19 protein-coding genes, 1 tRNA gene and 1 pseudogene are annotated in these 20,540 nt (G+C 69.9%); 4 read left to right on the plus strand and 17 right to left on the minus strand.

The features are described 5' to 3' along the window. Positions 1-21: 21 nt before the first annotated feature. The 3 genes from ACIRRY_RS25510 to ACIRRY_RS25520 all read right to left on the minus strand — a co-directional run bounded on the left by ACIRRY_RS25510 (position 22) and on the right by ACIRRY_RS25520 (position 1,444). A complete protein-coding gene (locus ACIRRY_RS25510; RefSeq protein ID WP_403976688.1) occupies positions 22-234 on the minus strand; it encodes a hypothetical protein in 213 nt (70 codons plus the stop codon). 47 nt (positions 235-281) lie between these two features. Continuing rightward, positions 282-1,094 carry a polysaccharide lyase family 7 protein gene (locus ACIRRY_RS25515; RefSeq protein ID WP_403976690.1) on the minus strand — a complete coding sequence of 271 codons (813 nt, stop codon included), beginning with the start codon at positions 1,092-1,094 and terminating at the stop codon, positions 282-284. A 268-nt stretch (positions 1,095-1,362) separates the two neighbouring features. Then, a tRNA-Tyr gene (locus tag ACIRRY_RS25520) sits at positions 1,363-1,444 on the minus strand. A 233-nt stretch (positions 1,445-1,677) separates the two neighbouring features. On the opposite strand from ACIRRY_RS25520, the gene ACIRRY_RS25525 reads away from it, so the two are divergent. Further along, entirely contained in the window at positions 1,678-2,166 is a 489-nt protein-coding gene (locus ACIRRY_RS25525) for a YajQ family cyclic di-GMP-binding protein (protein ID WP_019061142.1), read from the plus strand. A gap of 230 nt (positions 2,167-2,396) precedes the next feature. Here the strand turns inward: ACIRRY_RS25525 and ACIRRY_RS25530 are convergent, their stop codons facing one another. The 14 genes and pseudogenes from ACIRRY_RS25530 to ACIRRY_RS25595 form a co-directional block, all read right to left on the minus strand. After that, on the minus strand, positions 2,397-2,663 hold the full coding sequence (locus tag ACIRRY_RS25530) for a GlsB/YeaQ/YmgE family stress response membrane protein (protein ID WP_403976692.1): 267 nt from the start codon (positions 2,661-2,663) through the stop codon (positions 2,397-2,399). A 289-nt stretch (positions 2,664-2,952) separates the two neighbouring features. Further along, a complete protein-coding gene (locus ACIRRY_RS25535; RefSeq protein WP_403976694.1) occupies positions 2,953-3,519 on the minus strand; it encodes an SMI1/KNR4 family protein in 567 nt (188 codons plus the stop codon). 167 nt (positions 3,520-3,686) lie between these two features. Then, the gene (locus ACIRRY_RS25540; protein ID WP_403976696.1) at positions 3,687-4,079 is read right to left on the minus strand and encodes a YccF domain-containing protein; all 393 of its coding nucleotides are present in this window, start codon (positions 4,077-4,079) and stop codon (positions 3,687-3,689) included. Continuing rightward, positions 4,076-4,939 carry a zinc metalloprotease HtpX gene (gene htpX, locus ACIRRY_RS25545; RefSeq protein WP_403976698.1) on the minus strand — a complete coding sequence of 288 codons (864 nt, stop codon included), beginning with the start codon at positions 4,937-4,939 and terminating at the stop codon, positions 4,076-4,078. Before htpX ends, ACIRRY_RS25540 begins: the two co-directional genes overlap by 4 nt. Positions 4,940-5,128: 189 nt before the next feature. After that, on the minus strand, positions 5,129-6,652 hold the full coding sequence (locus ACIRRY_RS25550) for an NADH-quinone oxidoreductase subunit N (RefSeq protein ID WP_403976700.1): 1,524 nt from the start codon (positions 6,650-6,652) through the stop codon (positions 5,129-5,131). After that, positions 6,649-8,223: a NuoM family protein gene (locus tag ACIRRY_RS25555; RefSeq protein WP_403976702.1), complete on the minus strand. Its 1,575-nt coding sequence runs from the start codon at positions 8,221-8,223 to the stop codon at positions 6,649-6,651. Before ACIRRY_RS25555 ends, ACIRRY_RS25550 begins: the two co-directional genes overlap by 4 nt. Before the next feature lie 6 nt (positions 8,224-8,229). Then, positions 8,230-10,224 carry an NADH-quinone oxidoreductase subunit L gene (locus tag ACIRRY_RS25560; protein WP_403976704.1) on the minus strand — a complete coding sequence of 665 codons (1,995 nt, stop codon included), beginning with the start codon at positions 10,222-10,224 and terminating at the stop codon, positions 8,230-8,232. After that, a complete protein-coding gene (gene nuoK / locus ACIRRY_RS25565) occupies positions 10,221-10,625 on the minus strand; it encodes an NADH-quinone oxidoreductase subunit NuoK (protein ID WP_403976706.1) in 405 nt (134 codons plus the stop codon). The genes ACIRRY_RS25560 and nuoK overlap by 4 nt, the downstream gene beginning before the upstream one ends. After that, the gene (locus ACIRRY_RS25570; protein WP_403976708.1) at positions 10,625-11,422 is read right to left on the minus strand and encodes an NADH-quinone oxidoreductase subunit J; all 798 of its coding nucleotides are present in this window, start codon (positions 11,420-11,422) and stop codon (positions 10,625-10,627) included. The genes nuoK and ACIRRY_RS25570 overlap by 1 nt, the downstream gene beginning before the upstream one ends. Before the next feature lie 182 nt (positions 11,423-11,604). Beyond that, positions 11,605-12,282 (minus strand): annotated as a pseudogene (locus ACIRRY_RS25575) (NuoI/complex I 23 kDa subunit family protein); the annotation flags it as partial. Then, positions 12,282-13,250, minus strand: a complete 969-nt coding sequence (locus ACIRRY_RS25580) for an NADH-quinone oxidoreductase subunit H (protein WP_403976710.1) — start codon at positions 13,248-13,250, stop codon at positions 12,282-12,284. The gene ACIRRY_RS25580 and the pseudogene ACIRRY_RS25575, both read right to left, overlap by 1 nt. Then, complete coding sequence (locus ACIRRY_RS25585) at positions 13,247-15,031, minus strand: NADH-quinone oxidoreductase subunit C (RefSeq protein ID WP_403976712.1); 1,785 nt, start codon at positions 15,029-15,031, stop codon at positions 13,247-13,249. Before ACIRRY_RS25585 ends, ACIRRY_RS25580 begins: the two co-directional genes overlap by 4 nt. Beyond that, positions 15,028-15,801, minus strand: coding sequence for an NADH-quinone oxidoreductase subunit B (locus ACIRRY_RS25590; RefSeq protein ID WP_403976714.1), 774 nt, complete (start codon positions 15,799-15,801; stop codon positions 15,028-15,030). Before ACIRRY_RS25590 ends, ACIRRY_RS25585 begins: the two co-directional genes overlap by 4 nt. Then, on the minus strand, positions 15,792-16,214 hold the full coding sequence (locus tag ACIRRY_RS25595) for an NADH-quinone oxidoreductase subunit A (protein WP_403976996.1): 423 nt from the start codon (positions 16,212-16,214) through the stop codon (positions 15,792-15,794). The genes ACIRRY_RS25590 and ACIRRY_RS25595 overlap by 10 nt, the downstream gene beginning before the upstream one ends. A 259-nt stretch (positions 16,215-16,473) precedes the next feature. On the opposite strand from ACIRRY_RS25595, the gene ACIRRY_RS25600 reads away from it, so the two are divergent. The 3 genes from ACIRRY_RS25600 (at position 16,474) to ACIRRY_RS25610 (ending at position 20,337) form a co-directional block, all read left to right on the plus strand. After that, positions 16,474-17,691 carry a sensor histidine kinase gene (locus tag ACIRRY_RS25600; protein WP_403976716.1) on the plus strand — a complete coding sequence of 406 codons (1,218 nt, stop codon included), beginning with the start codon at positions 16,474-16,476 and terminating at the stop codon, positions 17,689-17,691. Positions 17,692-17,833: 142 nt separating this feature from the next. Next, positions 17,834-19,207 carry a sensor histidine kinase gene (locus ACIRRY_RS25605; protein WP_403976718.1) on the plus strand — a complete coding sequence of 458 codons (1,374 nt, stop codon included), beginning with the start codon at positions 17,834-17,836 and terminating at the stop codon, positions 19,205-19,207. A 470-nt stretch (positions 19,208-19,677) separates the two neighbouring features. Continuing rightward, complete coding sequence (locus tag ACIRRY_RS25610; protein WP_403976998.1) at positions 19,678-20,337, plus strand: LuxR C-terminal-related transcriptional regulator; 660 nt, start codon at positions 19,678-19,680, stop codon at positions 20,335-20,337. Positions 20,338-20,540: the final 203 nt, after the last annotated feature.

Below are 20,540 nucleotides of genomic sequence, written 5' to 3' on the forward strand. Positions count from 1 at the left end.
GCCGGGCAGTTGCCCCGCTGCCTAGAACAGCGGCATCTGGCCGGGGAAGTCGGGCACCACGTACCCGTCCAACGCGGGCTGTGCCGCCCCGAGTTCCGCCTGTCGGCGGGACCCGGGGCAGGACACGAGGTCGCCGCTCTCCCGCGCGCCTGGCGGGTCGTGCCGCGCGTACCGGCCGGCCACGACGGCGATTTCACGACGGCACTCGGGGCAGCTTCTGCGGCGTGACGACATGGGATCAGTCTGCCCCGCCGCAGGTCCAGTTGGCTGCCTGGGCTCGCTCAGCTGTGGGCGACGGTGAGGCCGTAGAAGGCGACCCGGGCGCCCTTGGTGGTGCTGTCCGAGGACGACTGGTTGTACGAACCGGCCTTGAAGTACTGCTTGTAGGCGTTGAACGACGACGGGATGGCGTAGTGCGTGGTGCTCCCGTTGACCGTGAGATTGATGGTGTTTCCGCCCGAGACGCCGATCGTGTAGCTCCACGTCTTGCCGACCGCCACGTTGCCGACGGTGTGCAGGGTCTGCCCTCCTGAGGGCGAGTTCTCGGTGCCGAGGACGATGTCGCCGCTCGACCGGTAGTACAGCTCCAGCAGCGGCTTGGTGGACGTGCCTCCGGTGCCGAGGTGGATCTGGCCGACGCAGACGTTCGACGTGACGGACACGACCCGCAGCGTCGCCTTCATCGTGTGGGTGCCGCTGAGCGACCAGTTGGCGGCGCTGCCGCTGCGGTTCATCTCCCGCAGTTCGGAGCGGGCGCAGTTCGAGTTCGGGGTGGTGACGCCCTTTTCGGGCGCCCAGAAGGTCATCGCGCCGTCGCGGGTGTCCGTGTAGAAGTACGCGTCCTGGAACCCGTTGGCGCCTTGGAGCCGCGACGATGAGATCGTCGTGGGCGAACCCGGGGAACCTATCGGCTCCTGGAGCTGCCACACCCCCAGGTCGAAGTTCCCGCCGGGGGCGACGGAGGGGTCCGCGAGGGGTGCGGCGACGACGTGTGCGGCGCCGGTACTGCCCGACGCGGCAGGAGCCGTGAGGGCGAGGCCGCCGGTTACGGCGACGACGGTGGCCAGGGAGGTGAGCAGCGTACGCATGCGCATGGGGGGTGCCTTCCTGTCTGCTCTATGGACTCGGTTGGCGCACGCCCATGTGTTCACGGTGTTCACATGGATGAACTTCGTGTTTCAACATGAACGCGGTGTCGCGACAGTAGGACCGTGGCACGGGCACGTCAAGACTGGGGGCCGGGGTGGGGGACGCCGGGGCAGAAGGCTCGCGGGAAGCTCCGGGGATGCGCCGAGGAAGCTCCGGAAACGACGAAAGGGTCTGTGATCAGCATTGCTGCTGATCACAGACCCTTCGATCATGTGGCGGCGCCAGGGTTCGAACCTGGGTAGGCTAAGCCGGCAGATTTACAGTCTGCTCCCTTTGGCCACTCGGGCACACCGCCGGGGATGCTGCCTCTCGAACCGCTTTTCGGCGGTGCTCCGTGGCAACGACGTAAACGATACCCGATGCCCAGGGGTGCTTCGCCACCCGATTGACCGGCGCTCGGAGGGGAGGGGGTGGCTACGCTTATGCGGATGCGGCCCGGGGCCTACACCGGGCTCGGCGGCTGCCCCCACGCCGCCGATACGCAGTGACACGCATCGATACGCACCCTGATACAAGGAGCCACAGGACATGGCCGACTCCAGTTTCGACATCGTCTCGAAGGTCGAGCGGCAGGAGGTCGACAACGCCCTCAACCAGGCCGCCAAGGAGATCTCGCAGCGCTACGACTTCAAGGGCGTGGGTGCGTCGATCGCCTGGTCCGCCGAGAAGATCCTCATGGAGGCGAACTCCGAGGAGCGGGTCAAGGCGATCCTCGACGTCTTCCAGTCCAAGCTGATCAAGCGCGGCATCTCGCTGAAGGCGCTGGACGCCGGTGAGCCTCAGCTCTCCGGCAAGGAGTACAAGATCTTCGCGTCGATCGAGGAGGGCATCTCCCAGGACAACGCGAAGAAGGTGGCGAAGATCATTCGCGACGAGGGTCCCAAGGGCGTGAAGGCCCAGGTGCAGGGCGACGAACTGCGGGTCAGCTCGAAGAGCCGTGACGACCTTCAGGCCGTGCAGGCCCTGCTCAAGGGCAAGGACTTCGACTTCGCGCTGCAGTATGTGAACTACCGGTAGAACCGCACCTCGCACGTCCGCCGCGCGCGAGCTTCGCGGGAAGGGTGGGCACCCGTCGGTGCCCACCCTTCCCGCCTGCCGGCGGATCAGGTCGCGGGAAAGCAGGGGCGCCTGATCAGTGCCGGTGAGCGGGGTCTGGGTCTGGTGTGTGCGGCTGCGAGGCTGAGGAGACGTTGACGCCAGCGGCCGCCGCCGGGCACGACGTGGCGGCATGGTCCGCCGGACAGCCCCTAGTTGCGCGAGTTGCCGAAGAAGATGCGGTAGGCGATCAGGAGGACCAGCGCGCCGCCTATCGCCGAGGCCCACGTGGCACCGTCGTAGAAGTTCTTGGCGACCGGGTGGTCGAGCCAACGGGCCGAGATCCAGCCGCCGATGAACGCGCCTGCGACACCGATGACGGTCGTGCCGATGAAGCCGCCCGGGTCGCGGCCCGGCAGCAGGAATTTGGCGATGGCTCCGGCCAACAGTCCCAGGATGATCCAGCTGATGATGCCCATGCCGTGAACCTGCCCTCTCACGCTGTGCTTGCACTGATCCGGAGCTGTGAATTCCGCCCGGACAGGCTGTGTTCGTTGGCCCTTGCGCACGGCCTCTCGCTGCATGTTCTGCCGTGTCGATGAACAGGACGTCATGGATGCGTGTGGTGGTTGCAGGCATCGGTGGCGGGCGCGGTGGTGGTGATCGGTGGCGGGTGTGCCCTGGTGGTCACCGGTGCGCGGGCGCTCTGGTGGTGACCGGTGCGGGAATCAGTGCCGGGTCCGAAGTCGGACCCGGACCCGGAGCCGCTCAGGATGCCTGTGCCGTCGTGCGGGTGCGGAAGTCGGTCCACGGCGTCGGTTCGGCGTCGCCTTCGTGGTCCTCGTACCAGCCCGTGCCGTCGAGCCAGGAGCGCAGCCAGTCGGCGAGGCTGGGTGCGTCGACGTACCACGCGTGGTCGGCCTCGTCGGCGTTCGGCTCGTAGAGGAGAACCGTGGCTTGCGGGGTTCGGCAGTCCACGCACGCGTACATCGCGCAGCCCCAGTGGGATATCGGCAGGACACCCTCGGGCCAGGGCCAGTCGGGGTCTTGTTGTCCGCTCGCGCGGTTGGCGAGGTACTGCGTGACGGCGGCGGGCTCGCCAGCCGGTGGGTTGTCGAGGAGGGGCAACAGGCCGTACTCCGGGCCGAATCCGCCGTCTCCTATGCGCGAATAGAGCGCCACGAGCAGCGGGGGCAGACGGAAGCTTAGGGCAGCCTCGGCGCGGGTCACCGTGGCCTCGTCCACAGGGGCGGGGAGTGAAGTCCAGCCCCACGGGCGGGTGTTGCGGGCCTCGGCGGCCACCCGTGTCAGCAGTTGCTGCTCGTTCTCGGTCATGGCTTCATGGTGCCGCCCGCCACTGACAATCGGGCCGGCCTGTGGACAACCCGGCGGTTGTGGAAAACCTGCTGGTCGTGAGCCGGGAGTCAGCTGATTCGCAGTCCGCCCTCGGGCGGGCAGCCGGGCAGTCCGCACATCTCCCGCGCAGGGCCCCCTGCGCTTCGTCAGCGGGTCGCGAACGGCTGGTCCGTGGGCACGATTTCGCGGCCCAGGGGGAACAGCGAGACAGGGATCAGCTTGAAGTTGGCGATGCCGAACGGGATGCCGATGATCGTGATGCACATGGCGATGCCGGTGACGATGTGGGCGAGGGTCAGCCACCAGCCCGCGAGGACCAGCCACAGGACGTTGCCGACGCAGGACGGGGCGCCCGCGTCCCGGCGCTCGACCGTCGTGTACCCGAAGGGCCACAGGGCGTAGACGCCGATACGGAACGCGGCGATGCCGAACGGGATGCCGATGATCGTGATGCACAGCAGCGCGCCCGCGAAGAGGTATCCGAGGAACAGCCAGAAGCCGCTCAGGACGAGCCAAATGACGTTCAGGATGGTTTTCACTGAGGGCGACCTGCCATCTTCTCGAGCCGGGCGATGCGCTCCGCCATCGGCGGGTGTGTCGAGAACATCTTGGAGAGTCCCTGGCCCGGACGGAAGGGGTTCGCGATCATCATGTGGCTCGCGGTCTCGATGCGGGGCTCCGGGGGCAGCGGAAGCTGCTTGGTGCCGGCGTCGAGCTTGCGCAGCGCGCTCGCGAGGGCGAGGGGGTCTCCGGTGAGCTGGGCGCCGGACGCGTCCGCCTCGTACTCCCTGGAGCGGCTGATGGCCAGTTGGATGACGGTGGCCGCGAGGGGACCCAGGATCATGATCAGCAGCATGCCCAGGATGCCGGGGCCGTCGTCGTCGTTCGATCGGCCGATCGGGATCAGCCAGGCGAAGTTGACCAGGAACATGATCACCGAGGCAAGGGCGCCGGCGACCGACGAGATCAGGATGTCGCGGTTGTAGACATGGCTCAGCTCGTGGCCGATGACTCCGCGCAGCTCCCGCTCGTCCAGGATGCGCAGGATGCCTTCCGTGCAGCAGACGGCGGCGTTGCGCGGGTTGCGGCCCGTCGCGAAGGCGTTGGGGGCCTCCGTGGGCGAGATGTACAGGCGCGGCATGGGTTGGCGGGCCTGGGTGCTGAGGTCGCGGACCATTCGGTACAGGGCCGGGGCCTCGAACTCGCTCACCGGGCGGGCGCGCATCGCGCGTAGCGCCAGTTTGTCGCTGTTCCAGTACGCGTACGCGTTCGTGCCCAGCGCGATCACGACCGCTACGACAAGCCCCATGCGGCCGAAGAAGCTGCCGATGACGATGATGAGTGCGGACAGTCCCCCGAGGAGAACTGCGGTCCTGAGCCCGTTGTGCCGGCGGTGCACGGTACGCCCTCCAAATCGTGCGGCAGGGGAACCCTTTGTTTGCTGATCTCTGATGCCACTGGTGTCGTGGTGTCACGTCCAGTGGACCCTCCCGTACTGGTCAACGCCAGGCGGGGGGCTCAAGTTCCCTTGTGCGTGCGGCGACGGGGGTGGGCCGTCCGGGTGAGGACGGCGGTATGTGCCGGCGGCTCAGAAGAGTCCGGTGTCGGCGAAGCGCAGGACCAGTTGAGGTGCTCCGGAGAGGGCGATGCCGAGGGCGCCGGTGAGGGCGATCGCGGCGGTGAGGGGCGCGGGAACGCGGTGCTTGCCGTGCTCGCCCTCGGGTGTCCGGAACAGCAGGGCCGTCCACTGGAGGTAGTAGAAGAGCGCGATCACCACGTTCACAGCCATGACGACGGCCAGCCAGCCCAGACCCGCGTCGACGGCCGCCGAGAACACGGTGACCTTCGCGAAGAGCCCGATGACACCCGGCGGCAGTCCGGCGAGGCACAGCAGGAAGAAGGCCAGGAGCAGCGCGGCCAACGGGTTCGACGCGTACAGGCCCCGGTAGTCGCTGATGCGGTTCAGAGCTCTGCTGCGGCCCACCAGCGCGGCCACCGCGAAGGCGCCGAGGTTCACGGACGCGTACATGAGGGCGTAGGCGACGGTGGAGCCGATCGACTTCTGGGCGTCCTTGGAATACGCGGCGGCGGCGATCGGCACCAGGAGGTAGCCGGCCTGTCCGACCGACGACCAGGCGAGCAGTCGTACGGCGCTGTACGCGCGCGTGGTCTGTTGGCGCAGGGCGCCCAGGTTGCCGACCGTCATGGTGAGGGCGGCCAGTGCGGCGAGCGCGGGACCCCACACGTCGGCGTACGACGGGAAGGCGACGACGGTGACGAGGATCAGGCCGGAGAAGCCGACCGCCTTGCCGACGACCGACAAGTAGGCGGCGATCGGGAGGGGCGCTCCTACGTAGGTGTCGGGTACCCAGAAGTGGAAGGGGACGGCCGCCGTCTTGAAGGCGAAGCCGATGAGAGTGAGGACGACGCCGGTCTGGGCCAGAGTGTGGAACTGAGCGTCGACATGCTGGATGCGGTCGGCGATCCGGGTCAGGTACAGGGTGCCTGTGGTGGCGTAGACGAAGCTGACGCCCATCAGGCTGACCGCGGTCGCGGTGACCGAGGACAGGAAGAACTTGAGGGCCGCTTCGGCGGACTTCTTGTCGCCGTGCCGGATGCCGACGAGGGCGAACGCGGGCAGGGAGGCGACCTCCAGGGCGACGATCAGGGTCGCGAGGTCGCGGGAGGCGGGCAGGAGGGCGGCGCCCGCGGCGGAGGACAGCAGCAGGAACCAGTACTCCCCTTCGGGGAGTCCCTTGTCGGCGTCCTTCAGGGTGGTGATCGACAGGAGGGCCGCGAGGAGAGCCCCGCCGAGGACCAGGAACTGGATGACCAGGGTGAAGCGGTCCGCCGTATAGCTGCAGGCGGTCGCGTCGCCGGTCAGGCAGAAGGTGGCGCGGTCGCCGTCCAGGAGGGGCAGCAGCATGAGCGCGGAAGCGGCCAGGCCCGCGACCGAAACCCAGCCCAGGAGTGCCTTTTTGGCGTCCTGGAGGAACAGGTCGGCGACGAGGACCACCAGGCCGACGACCGCCGTGATGGTGGGCGGTGCGATCGCGAGCCAGTCGACGGACTGGACCATCGACTCCGCGAGAGGCTGGGCCGTGGCGCTCATCGGGTGCCTCCTGCGAGGAGCTGCTGGACGGCCGGGTCGGTCAGGCCGAGGAGTGCCTTCGGCCACAGGCCTGCGGCGACGGTGAGGGCGACGAGCGGGGTCCAGGCGGCGAACTCGTACGTCTGGACGTCGGCGAGCTTCGGCGCTTCCTGCGCCACGGCGCCCATGCAGACGCGGCGGACTACGGCGAGCATGTAGGCGGCGGTCAGCAGGGTGCCGAAGGCCGCGATCGCCATGAAGGTGAGGAACGCCGGGCGGCTGAGGTCGGCGGCGGGCCTGAACGCGCCGAACAGCGCCAGCATCTCGCCCCAGAATCCGGCGAGTCCGGGCAGTCCGAGCGAGGCGACGGCGGCGAAGGCGAGCAGGCCGCCGAGGCGCGGGGCCTTCCCGTAGAGGGCCGCTCCGGTCTCCTCGGCCAGCGTGTCCAGATCGGTCGTTCCCGTGCGGTCCTTGAGGGCGCCGACGAGGAAGAACAGCAGGCCGGTGATGAGGCCGTGGGCGATGTTGGCGAAGAGGGCGCCGTTCACGCCGGTCGGGGTCATCGTCGAGATGCCGAGCAGGACGAAGCCCATGTGGCCGACGGAGGAGTACGCGATGAGGCGCTTGAGGTCGCCCTTCGCGCCCTGTTTCGCGAGGGCGAGGCAGGCCAGGGATCCGTAGATGATCCCGACGACGGCGAAGGCGGCGAGGTACGGCGCGAAGGTGTGCATGCCGTCCGGTGCGATCGGCAGCAGGATGCGGACGAAGCCGTATGTGCCCATCTTCAGCATCACGCCGGCCAGCAGGACCGAGCCGACGGTCGGGGCGGCGGTGTGGGCGTCGGGCAGCCAGCTGTGCAGCGGCCACATCGGCGTCTTGACCGCGAGCCCGATCCCGACCGCCAGAACGGCGATGACCTGCACCGATGTGGTCAGCGACCGGCCGTTGTCAGTGGCGAGTGCCACCATGTCGAATGTGCCCGCCTTGATTCCGATCAGGAGCAGGCCGAGCAGCATGACGACGGATCCGAGCAGCGTGAAGAGGATGAACTTCCAGGCGGCCTGGGTCCGTTGGGCACCGCCCCAGCGGGCGATGAGGAAGTACATCGGGATGAGGACGGTCTCGAAGGCGAGGAAGAAGAGGATCAGGTCGAGGACGGCGAAGGTGGCGAGGGTGCCGGACTCCAGGACGAGGATCAGGGCGACGAAGGCCTTCGGGGACGGGCCCGCAGGCATCTTGAAGTAGGAGTAGAGCGCGCAGAGGAAGGTCAGCAGCGCGGTCAGGACCAGGAGGGGGAGGGAGATGCCGTCGATGCCGAGGTGGATGCGCACGTCGAGTGCGGGGATCCAGCTGATGTCGGTCGTGGCCTGCATCTTCGACGGATGGTCGTGGTCGAAGCCGAGCGCGAGGACGATCGCGGCGGTGAGGATCACGCCGGTCACGGTGACGCCGTGCCGTAGGACGGCCTGCTCAGGCGACTTCCCCTTCAGCCCGGGCGGGGCGGGCAGGAGAGCGGCGACGGCGCCGAGGAGCGGGCCGACGACGACGAACGCCAGAAGGACCTGCATCACGGACTCGTTGATATCGATCACGCCTGCTCACGCTCCGGTGGCGACGAGGAGGACGGCGACCGTCAGGACGACGGTGCCGGCGAGCAGCGCGCTCACATAGGTCTGGAGATTGCCGGTCTGGGCGCGCCGTACGGCGGCTCCGAGGAGGCGGGGCAGGGTGCCCGCACCGCGTACATAGGTGTCGACGACCTCGCGGTCGAGGAACCGGACGAGACTCGCCGCCGCCATCACCGGGCGGACGAACAGGGCCGCGTACACGGCGTCCAGGTGGAAGCCGCCGGCCGCGTGGCGGTGCAGCGGGCCGAGCAGCAGGCGGCCCGGGTCCGCCGGGTCGGGTGCCGAGGCCACGTCTCCGTAGGCGGCCGTGTGACTCGCGATGGCCTCGGCCTCGACGAGTCCGGCGTCGCCCTCCGGGTGGGCCGCGACCGCGCCCAGCGGTGTGCGGGCCGCGAGCGCGCTGGTGTGCCGCCAGGCGCCGTAGGTGACGATGCCGCCGACGAGGGCGACGCCCGTACCGAGGACGGACGCGGTGAGCGTCGGGGTGAGGTCGCGGCCGTCGAACCAGTCGGGCAGCACGCGGTAGGCGAGTCCGCCGAGGGCGAGGGACGGGACGGCGAGCACCCACAGCACGGCGTTCATCGCCACGGGCTGCCTGCCGTGGTCGGGGGCCTCGGCGCCCCGGCCGTTGAAGGCGAGCAGCCACAGGCGTGTCGCGTACGCGGCGGTGAGCAGGGCCGCGAGCAGGCCGGCGACGAGGACGATCCAGCCCGCGGCGCCGGGGATGTGCGCGGTGTCCCCGGTGGCCGCGTGTTCGGCGGCGCCGAGGACGGACTCCTTGGAGAAGAAGCCGCTGAAGGGCGGGATCGCGGCGAGCGCGAGGAGCGCCACGGTCATCGTCCAGAAGGCGTCGGGGACGCGGGCGCGCAGGTTGCCCATGCGGGACATGGCGGCCAGGGAGTTGGTGCCGGAGGCGTGGATGATCACGCCGGCCGCGAGGAAGAGCAGCGCCTTGAAGGCGCCGTGCGACAGAAGGTGGAAGACGGCCGCACCGCGGTCGCCGACGGCGAGGGCGCCGGTCATGTAGCCGAGTTGGCCGATCGTCGAGTAGGCGAGGACGCGCTTGATGTCGTCCTGGGCGAGCGCGGCGAGGCCCGAGCCGGCCATCGTCACGGCGGCCATGACGGCGAGGACGACCATCGCGGCCGAGGATGCCTCGAAGACCGGGAGGAGACGGGCGATGAAGTAGACACCGGCGGCGACCATCGTCGCGGCGTGGATCAGCGCGGACACGGGGGTCGGACCGGCCATCGCGTCGGGGAGCCAGGTGTGCAGCGGGAACTGCGCCGACTTGCCCGCCACGCTGGCCAGGAGCAGCAGGGCGATCAGCGTCGGGTGGTGCAGCCCGCCACTCGCGACGGTGCTCAGGATCTTGGTGACGCGGAAGGACCCGGCGTCGGTCGCGAGCGCGAACAGGCCGATCAGGAAGGGGACATCGCCGAGTTTGGTGACGAGGAAGGCCTTGATGGAGGCGGCGCGTGCCTCCGGGGTCTCCCAGTAGTGGCCGACGAGGAAGTAGGAGCAGATGCCCATGACTTCCCAGCCGACCAGCAGCACGATCAGGTCGCCAGAGTAGACGACGAGGAGCATCGCGGAGGTGAAGAGGGAGACGAGCGCGGCGTACGAGGGGTAGCGCGGGTCGTCGCGCAGATAGCCCGTCGAGTAGACCTGCACGCAGGTGGCGACGAAGGCGACCAGAACGGCGACGAGCGCGGCGAAGCCGTCGATGTGCAGGGCGAGTTCGATCGGGACCGAGCCGGTGGGCGTGAGCTCGGTCGCGGAGTCGACGGCCGCGTCACCGCCCTGGCGTACGGCGACGATCGCGGCCAGCGCGAGCGCGGCGAGCGGCGGCAGAACGGCGAGCGGGCGGACGAAGCCGGGGGCGGTGCGGCCGAGGAACAGGCCGGCCGCGGCGCCCAGGAACGGGAGGAGGGGGACGAGGACGGCGAGGGTGGTCGTGGTCACGCGGTGGCCTCAGCCTTCTCGGCCGCGGGGGGCTCGGTGCGGCCGCTGCCGGCGGGGTCACTGTCGGGACCGTCGGATTCGTGGCCCTCGGCGGTGTCGCGGAGCTTGTCGATGTCCGAGGTGCCGCGGGCTCGGTAGACGGCCAGGACGATCGCCAGGCCGATGCCGATCTCGGCGGCGGCGATGGCGATGGTGAACAGGGTCAGGGCCTGGCCGGAGTGCAGCTTCTCCTCGGCGGTCCGGCTGAGCCAGACGTCGAAGGCGACGAGGTTCAGGTTGACGGCGTTGAGCATCAGCTCGACCGACATCAGGACGAGGATCGCGTTGCGGCGGGCGAGGACGCCGTAGATGCCCGTGCAGAAGAGGAGGGCGGCGAGCACGGCGGGATAGACGAGGTGCATCAGCGGGCTCCCTTCTGTTCGGCGGGGTTGGTCTGTTCGGCGGGGTTGACCTGCTCGGTCGAGTCGTTCCGCTCGGTGGCGGTGTTCCGCTCGGTCGGGGTGTTCCGCTCGGTCGGATCGTTGCCTTGAGACCGGGCATTTCGCCTGAACGTGTGATTGCGGGAATCCGGGACGGATGGGGAACTACCGCTCGCACCTCGGGAGTTCAGAGGGGGAGAGCTCAGCTCCGACTTCGTCTTGCGGGACAGGACGATCGCGCCGACCAGGGCCGCGAGGAGAAGCACGGAGAGGGCCTCGAAGGGGAGGACCCAGTTCTGGAACAGGCTCGCGCCGGTCACCGCGGTCGAGCCGGCGGCCGGACCGTCCAGGTCCATCCAGGTCGCGCGGAAGGCATCGACGACGACCCAGACCAGGGCCGCCGCGGCGGCGACGGCCACGACGAGGGCGGCCCAGCGGTTGCCGGAGTCGGCGTCCGGGGAGCGGCCGATGGGGGCCTTGGTGAGCATCAGACCGAAGAGAAGGAGAACGACAACGGAACCGACATAGATGAGGACCTGCACCCAGGCGATGAACTCAGCGGTGAGGAGGAGGTATTCGACGGCGAGACCACCGAGCGTCACTACCAGCCACAGGGCGGCGTGCACCAGCTGCTTGGTCGTGACGGTGACGAGAGCGGCGCCGAAGGTGACCAGTCCGACGAGAAGGAAGGCGATCTCGACACCGGTCGGGGAGAGGAAGCCGTGGGGGTGGGTGGCGGCGAGGGCTGCCGTGGTGGTGACGGTTTCGGCGAGGGTCACGATCGTCCCTCCGGCGGCTCGGTGGGGTCGACGGGCTCAGCGGGGTCGGTCGGGTCCTTGGGCACGGTTGAGTCGATGGGCTCGGTCTGCGCGACCTCGGCGGGGTTGGTCTGTGCGGTCTCCGCGCCCTCGGCACGCTTGCTCTGCACGGGCCCGGTGACCTCTGGACCTTGCGTGACCTCCGCCGGCCCGGTCTGCGCGGCCTCTGCTGCACCTGTGGGTTCCGCCGTCCGCGAGGCCTTTGCGGCTTCCGCGGTCTGCGTCGCCGGTGCAGCGTGCGCAGCGTCTGCGGCTTCCGCGGCCTGTGCTGACTGGTTCGCCGCCTGGGTCGCCGCCTGAGCCGCGGCCAGCTTCTCCGCGGTTTTGTGGGCGGCGGCGATCTCCTTGGGTTCCTCGGCACCGGGGTCGAGGGCGGGTGGGGCCGGGACGGTCCACATCCACTCGCGGAGCTTGTCGCGTTCGTGGGTGAGTTCGTGGATGTCGGTCTCGGCGTACTCGAACTCGGGGGACCAGAACAGCGCGTCGAAAGGACAGACCTCGATGCAGATACCGCAGTACATGCACAGGGAGAAGTCGATGGCGAAGCGGTCGAGGACGTTGCGGCTGCGCTCGCGACCGCCGGGGACAGCCGCCGGCACCGTCTCCTTGTGGGAGTCGATGTAGATGCACCAGTCGGGGCACTCACGGGCGCAGAGCATGCAGACCGTGCAGTTCTCCTCGAACAGGCCGATGACTCCGCGGGTGCGGGGCGGGAGGTCGGGCTGGGTGTCCGGGTACTGCTCGGTGACGGTCTTCTTCGTCATCGTGCGGAGGGTGACGGCCAGGCCCTTGGCCAGGCCTGAGCCGGGGATCGGGGCCATCAGAGGAACACCACCTTCACGATGCCGGTGAGGGCGATCTGAGCGAGGGAGAGGGGGACGAGGAGAGTCCAGGAGAGCTTCTGGAGCTGGTCCTCGCGCAGGCGGGGATAGGTGACGCGGAGCCAGATGACGACGAAGGCGAGGAGTGCGGTCTTCAGCAGGGTCCACACCCAGCCGAGGCCGTCCGCGCCCCACGGGCCGTGCCAGCCGCCCAGGAAGAGGACGGTGGTCAGGCCGCACAGGACGACGATTCCGGCGTACTCGGCGAGGAGGAAGAGGGCGAAGCGGAGACCGGTGTACTCGGTGTAGGCGCCGAAGATGATCTCGGAGTCGGCGACGGGCATGTCGAAGGGAGGGCGCTGGAGTTCGGCCAGTCCCGCCACGAAGAAGACGATCGCGCCGACGATCTGCCAGGGCAGCCACCACCAGTGGAAGGCGTCGAGGATGCCGGGGAGGGAGACCGTGCCGGCCGCCATCGCCACGGAGGCGGCGGTGAGCAGCATGGGGAGTTCGTAGGCGAGGAGCTGTGCGGCGGTGCGGAGGCCGCCGAGGAGGGAGAACTTGTTGGCGGAGGCCCAGCCGGCCATGAGGGAGCCGAGGACGCTCACGCCCATCACCGCGAGGACGAAGAAGATGCCCGCGTCCAGGACCTGGCCGACGGCGCCCTCGCTCGGGCCGATGGGGATGGCGAGGAGGACGAGGAGGTACGGAAGGAGGGCTACGGCGGGGGCGAGTTGGAAGACACGACGGTCCGCACCCGTCGGAACGATGTCTTCCTTCTGTGCGAACTTCACGCCGTCCGCGACGAGTTGGGCCCAGCCGTGGAAGCCGCCGGCGTACATGGGACCGAGGCGGCCCTGCATGTGGGCCATCACCTTGTGCTCGGTCTGACCGACGATCAGGGGGAAGGTGAGGAAGACGACGAAGACGATCAGGAGTCGCAGGGCGACGTCGAGCGCGTCGTTCACTGCGGGCCTCCTGCGGGGGTGTCGGGGGTTGGGTCTTGGGGTGTGGGGTCTTGAGGTGTGGGGTCTTGAGGTGTGGGGTCGTCGGAGGCCGGGGGCGAATCGGGTTGGTCAACTGCCTCTGAGTCAGGTGCAGTTGCTTCCGGGTCCGGCTCGGGGGCGGGCGAATCGGGTCGAGCCCCGGGCTCAGGCTCGGTCCCGGACTCGGCCCCGGGCTCGTCAAAGGCCGGGCGGGCGTTGTGCCACGGTGCGTCCGCGCTGCGGGGTGCGGTCGGGGGCTGGGCGGTGTTGCCCTCTCGTGCTGATCCAGGACCCGGTGCTGACGCCGGACCCGGCGACGGTTCCGCCGGAGGTGTCGATTCCGGTACCACCTCAGGTGCCGGTGCCGGTGCCTGGGCCTGTTGCGATGCCGAGCCGTCGCTCGCGCTGCGCGACCGGCGAGGGGTTGCCGCGCCCGTCCCCTGTTGACTCGCCGAACCCTCGCTCGCGCTGCGCACCCGGCGCGGCCCAGCAGGCGGCACCCCGGGGGCACGTACACCCTCGGCCGACTGAGCCTGCCCCTCGGTCGACGGCACCGCACCCTCACTCGCCGGCGCTGCCCTCTCAACCGGGGACACTTCACTCCCGGCCGACGGCACCGCGCCTCCAGCCGACGGCACCGCACTCCCGACCGAGGACACCTCGCTCCCGGCCGAGGGCACCGCACCCCCAACCGAGGGCACCTCACTCCCCGAGGGCACCGCACTCCCGGCCGACGGCTTCACACCCCCAGCCGACGGCACCGCGCCTCCAGCCGATGGCACCGCGCCCTCAACCGACGGTGCTGCGCCCTCGCCAGACGACACTCCGCCCTCACCCGAAGGCTCCGAACCTCCAGTTGACGGCACCGCACCCCCAACCGAAGGCTCTCCACCCCCAGCCACTCCCCCCTGACTCGCCGACCCCTCCGAAGCCGAACGAGCCCGCCGCACAGGGCGGTCGCCCACCGCACGTACCGGACGGTCACCCCCCGCACGACCCGCGGACTCACCCGCCGCACGCCCGGGAGACTCGCCCTCCGCACGTACCGGACGATCACCCTCCGCCCGCGTCGGACGCTCACCTTCCACCCGTGCCGCCCGCGCCGGACGCTCACCCTCCCCCCGTGCCGCCCGCACCGGACGCTCGCCCGCTGCTCGTGCCGTGCCGCGGGCGGGGCGGGTCGGGGCTGCGGGGAGTTGGCCCTTCAGGGGGCCCCACTCGTTCGGGTCGGGGACGCCCGGCGGGAGCATCTGGCGGCGTTTGGGGGCGCCGTGGTCGGACTCGCCGGGTTCCTTCGCGCCGGGCCAGGCCTTGGCGACCCGGGCTGCGAGGACGAAGTCCTTGCGGAGGGGGTGGCCTTCGAAGGTTTCCGGGAGGAGGAGGTGGTCCAGTGCCGGGTGGCCCTCGAAGTCGACGCCGAACATCTCATGGGTCTCGCGTTCGTGCCAGGCGGCGCCCGCGTAGACGTCGACGGCGGTGGGGAGTACGGGGGTCTCGTGCGGGACCGTCGTACGGACGAGGAGTCGGCGTACCGGTGACAGCGCCACGACATGGGCGGAGACGCGGAAGCCGGTGCCCGGTTCGTCGACCGCGCTCAGCCAGTCGAAGTAGGTGCAGCCCAGATCGTCACGGGCGGCGAGCAGGGCGGCGAGCCAGGTGGTGGGGGGTACGTCGACCGTGAGGAGGTCGTAGGACTCCTCGGCCGTGGCCTCCGTACCGAAGAGTTCCTCGACCGGACCGGGCAGCCAGCCGACGGCGGTCATCGGGCATCCCCCGGGCCGGAGTTGGAGCCGGAGTCGGAGCCCGAGCCCGAGCCGGAACCGGAACCGGAACCTGAGTCGGCGGACGAACCCGCGCCCTTCACACCCTCGCCATCACCCTCGCCCTCTCCCTCCGAACCCCCACCAACCACCGGCGCTGCCCCCGATCCCGATCCCGATCCCGAGCCCGAGCCCGACCCCGGCCCCGCCACCAGCCCACTCTGCAGCGCCGCCGTCGAAGGCCGAGCGCCGGCGACCCCGTACCGCTCCCCCAACGACTCCCGGGCGATCTTCTCCTGGAGTTTGAGGATGCCCTGGAGGAGGGCTTCGGGGCGGGGCGGGCAGCCGGGGACGTAGACGTCGACCGGGATGATCTGGTCGACGCCCTTCGTGACCGAGTACGAGTCCCAGTACGGGCCGCCGCAGTTGCTGCACGCGCCGAAGGAGATGACGTACTTGGGCTCGGGCATCTGCTCGTAGAGGCGTTTCACGGCGGGGGCCATCTTGTCCGTGACCGTGCCGGAGACGACCATCAGGTCGGCCTGGCGCGGGCCCGGGGCGAAGGGGATGACGCCGAGGCGGATGAAGTCGTGGCGGGCCATGGACGCGGCGATGAACTCGATGGCGCAGCAGGCGAGGCCGAAGTTGAAGACCCAGAGGGAGTAGCGGCGGCCCCAGTTGAGGACCACCTTCATCGGCTCGGGGGCGAGGCGGGCGAGGGTGCCCAGCCGTTTCGGCTCCGGCAGCGGGACGGGCTCGGGGGTCACGTCCACGTCAGGACGCCCTTCTTGTAGGCGTACAGCAGGCCCACGGCGAGGAAGCCGAGGAAGACGAACATCTCGACGAGGGTGGCCGCGCCGTAGCCCGGGGCGGCGAAGACCGTGGCCCAGGGGAAGAGGAAGATCGAGTCGACGGCGAAGATGACGTACAGGAACGCGTAGACGTAGTACCGGACTTGGGTGTGGGCCCAGCCCTCGCCGACGGGGTCGACCCCGCACTCGTACGTCATGAGTTTCTCGGGGGTGGGGACGACCGGGCGCAGCAGCCGGCCCGCGCCGAAGGCCACGGCGACGAAGAGCACGCCGACGACGGCGAGCAGCCCCACGACGGAGTAGGACCGGAAGTAGTCCGCAGCGACGACCACGGTCGGTTCCCGCAAGGTCACCGGCAAGGCCCCCTGCACCATCTCCCGCAAGTCCGACCCCTCCTCTTCCCCGCAGGCCCGCTACAGGCCCGCTCCGATGCCTCGGTGACCCAAGTGAACTCTGTGTTCGACGATCCGTACGCACGGGAGTCTAGGCCCTGTTAAAGGGACCGTAAGCAGCCCGTCGGGTCTTGAGACTCGCTCGAAATGACAGGGCGGAGGCGGGGGTGGGGTTTTCCCCAGGAGACCGGGGCGGCGGACCTCATGGCGTCGGGGCCCGCCACCCGGCACGCTGGCCCATATGACCGTACGCATCCCCTACACCGACTCGGCGGCATCCGGCGGCGACGAGTACGACGAGCCGCTGCCGCCCGCCCGCTTCGCCTATGACAGACACACCTGGAAGGAGATCGCGCATCTCCTGACGAACCTGCCGATGTCGGTGTTCGGCTTCGTGTACGTGGTGACGATGCTGGCCGTCAGCGCCGGGATGACCGTCACCGTGGTCGGGTTCCCGCTGCTCGCGCTGGGGCTGATGGGCGCGCGGCTGATCGGGAAGTTCGAGCGGGGCCGGGCCCGGCGGCTGCTCGGGGTGCGGATCGACGAGCCGAGCCCGTTGCCGTGGCGCAAGGGCGGCGGGCTGCTGCAGCGGGTGTGGATGGCGCTGAAGGACCCGGTGGGCTGGCGGACGGTGCTGTACGACGGGATGCGCCTGCCGTGGGGCATCGTCACCTTCACCGTCACGCTGGCCTCGCTGTTCGTGCTGTGGCCGGTACTGCCGTTCATCGCGCGCGGGCTGGCGAACGCGGACCGGGCGATGGTCCGCGGCCTGCTCTCCCCCTCCGACGAACTGGAGCGCCGTATCGCCGAGTTGGAGTCCGACCGCGGGGTCGTGGTCGACACGGCGGCGGCCGATCTACGGCGGATCGAGCGCGATCTGCACGACGGGGCGCAGGCCCGGCTGGTCAATCTGGCCATGGGGCTCGGCCTGGCCAAGGAGAAGCTGCTGGAGGGGCAGGCCGACGAGCAGGTGGCCGCGATGGTCGACGAGGCGCACGGTGAGGTGAAGCTGGCGCTCCAGGAACTGCGGGACCTGGCGCGCGGCATCCATCCCGCCGTGCTCACGGACCGCGGGCTGGACGCCGCCCTGTCCTCCGTCGCCACACGCTGCACGGTGCCGGTGAAGGTGACGGCCGATCTGGGCGCGCGGCCGGCCGCCGCCATCGAGGGCATCGCGTACTTCACCGTCTCCGAGCTGCTGCAGAACATCAGCAAGCACAGCGGCGCCCGTACCGCGTCGGTGGACGTGTGGCGGTCGGAGGACCGGCTGCTGATCCAGGTGTGGGACGACGGCCGCGGCGGGGCGCGCCTCGACGGCGGCACCGGCATGCGCGGCCTCGCCGACCGACTGGGCGCCGTGGACGGCCTGTTCGTCCTCGACTCCCCGCCCGGCGGCCCCACGACGGTCACCGCGGAGCTTCCCTGGCGCGAGCGGACCGCCGAGCCGGGCCGCAACTAGCGGGAAGCCGGGGTAGGGAAAACCCCCCTCCCCAGAGGCCGACGGACTCCATGGTCCACGGACCTGCGGCCGAGCAGTCTGGAGATACGACAGCGGACATACGCCAGCGCGGCTGCGAATCGAGTAGAACGGGACGACGTCAATGGCCACGGAGTACGGGCAGGGGCACGGACAGGGATACGGGCAGGGGTACGGATCGCAGGGCGCGTTCGACCTCGACGAGCGGCGCGGGCGCCCGCACCGGCTGCCGACCGTGCTGCGCGCACCCCTGGAGGCGCGCAGCTGGCGCGAGTTCGGCTACGTACTGCTCAGCCTGCCGATCAGCATCCTGCTCTTCACCTACGCGGTGACGATGGTCTCGCTGGGGGCGGGCCTGCTGATCACGTTCCTCGGCGTGCCGGTCCTGGCGGGCGCGCTGGCCGGCTGCCGCGGCTTCGGCGCGCTGGAACGGGCGCGGGCCCGCCGGCTGCTCGACCTGGACGTCGCCGCCCCCGAGCCGCTGCGCATGAAGAAGAACGGCCCGATGGCCTGGATGGGCGCCGTCCTCAAGAGCGGCGCGTCCTGGCGCCATCTGCTGTACGCGATCCTGCACTTCCCCTGGGCGGTCTTCTCCTTCGTCGTCGCCCTCAACTTCTGGGCGTACGGCTGGGCCCTGCTGACGTACCCGCTGTGGTTCTGGCTGTTCCCCATGTACGGCGGCCAGGGCGGCCTTCAGCTCTACGGCGACGGGCAGCACCAGATCTATCTGGACAACCCGTTCGAGATCACGGTGACGGCGCTGGTGGGACTGCTGTTCACACTGGCCACGCCGTGGATCGTACGGGCGCTGACGATGGTGGACCGGGTGATGGTGCACGGGCTGCTGGGCCCGTCGACGCTGGCGACGCGGGTCGTGGAGCTGGAGTCGGACCGGGGTGTCGTGGTCGACACGGCGGCTGCGGATCTACGGCGGATCGAGCGCGACCTGCACGACGGGGCGCAGGCCCGGCTGGTGGCGCTGGCCATGGACCTGGGGCTGGCGAAGGAGAAGCTGACGGAGGACCCGCAGGCGGCGGCGCGGATGGTGGGCGAGGCGCACGGTGAGGTCAAGACGGCGTTGCAGGAGCTGCGGGACCTGGCACGCGGGATCCATCCGGCGGTGCTGACCGATCGGGGGCTGGACGCGGCCCTGTCCTCCATCGCCTCGCGGTGCACGGTGCCGGTACAGGTGGACGTGGATCTGCCGGCCCGGCCGGCGGCCGCGATCGAGGGGATCGCGTACTTCACCGTCTCCGAGCTGCTGCAGAACATCAGCAAGCACGCGAAGGCGACGTGGGCGGCGGTCGATGTGTGGCGGGTGGAGAACCGGCTGATGTTGCAGGTCGTGGACAACGGGGTCGGCGGAGCGGATGCCTCCGGCGGTTCGGGGTTGGCCGGTCTTGCCGGGCGGTTGGATGCGGTGGACGGGATTCTGGTGGTCGACTCACCGGCGGGTGGGCCTACCCGGATCACGGCGGAGCTGCCCTGGCGGGGCTGAGGGCGAGGGTGTCGAGGGCGGGCGGAGTTGAGAGGGTGAGCGCCCCCTGCCCGGCCCTCTGGGGGCTGCGCCCCCAGACCCCCGCGTCGGCCTGAACGGCCTCGTCCTCAAACGCCGGACGGGCTGGATGATGCCGGCCCTCGTGAAAAGCGAACGCGCACGAGCCAAGAAACGCCGACCCTCGTGACAAGCGAACGCGCACGGGCCGAGAAACAGCCGCCCTCGCGACATACGAACACCCACGGGCCGAGAAACACCCGTCCTCGTGAAAAGCGCACGCCAGACCCCCTGCCCCACCCCTCCCCACCCTCTTTTCCACAGGCCTCCACCCCCCTTTGTCCACAGCCCCGACGCACCCCCATCCAAATACTGGAATGCTGGACGGTGTCGTGCGGACGGACGCGCAGCCGCGTGGGTCGGCGTGGGACGGCAGAGTGGGCTGTGGGGGGCCGAACATCGTGGAGGACAGGGTGCGGGTGGTCATCGCCGAGGATTCGGTGCTGCTGAGGGAGGGCCTGACCCGGTTGTTGACCGACCGCGGGCACGACGTGGTGGCCGGGGTGGGTGACGGGGACGCGCTGGTGAAGACGATCACCGAGCTGGCGGACCAGGACGCGTTGCCGGACGTGGTCGTGGCCGACGTACGGATGCCGCCGACGCATACCGACGAGGGCGTGCGCGCGGCGGTGGAGCTGCGCAAGACGTATCCCGGTCTCGGTGTGCTCGTGCTGTCGCAGTACGTGGAGGAGCGCTACGCCACCGAACTGCTGGCCGGTTCTACGCACGGTGTCGGCTATCTGCTCAAGGACCGGGTGGCCGAGGTGCGGGAGTTCGTCGACGCGGTGGTGCGGGTGGCCTCGGGGGGTACGGCGCTCGACCCGGAGGTGGTCGCGCAGTTGCTCGGGCGCAGCCGTAAGCAGGACGTGCTGGTGCGGCTCACCCCGCGGGAGCGCGAGGTGCTGGGGCTGATGGCCGAGGGGCGGACGAACTCCGCGATAGCCCGGCAACTCGTGGTGAGCGACGGCGCGGTGGAGAAGCACGTCAGCAATATCTTCCTGAAGCTGGGGCTGTCGCCGAGTGACGGGGATCACCGGCGTGTTCTGGCCGTCCTCACCTACCTCAACTCCTGACAAATTGCTGACAAACTGACACTGTGTCAGCTGTCTGACCGCCGACCGGCGGTTCTCTGCCGTCACGCGTCCACCAACAGTCGAGCATCCGTCCGCCATCGGTCCGTCGCCGGCCCGCCGCCGGTCCAGACCGAGAACCGGACAATGCACAGGGAGCGTCTTCAAGGGAAGCGTCGGGGGCCGGAAATCATGACAAGTCAGGG

It is taken from the genome of Streptomyces sp. NPDC101776 (assembly GCF_044766845.1).
Classification (GTDB): Bacteria; Actinomycetota; Actinomycetes; order Streptomycetales; family Streptomycetaceae; genus Streptomyces.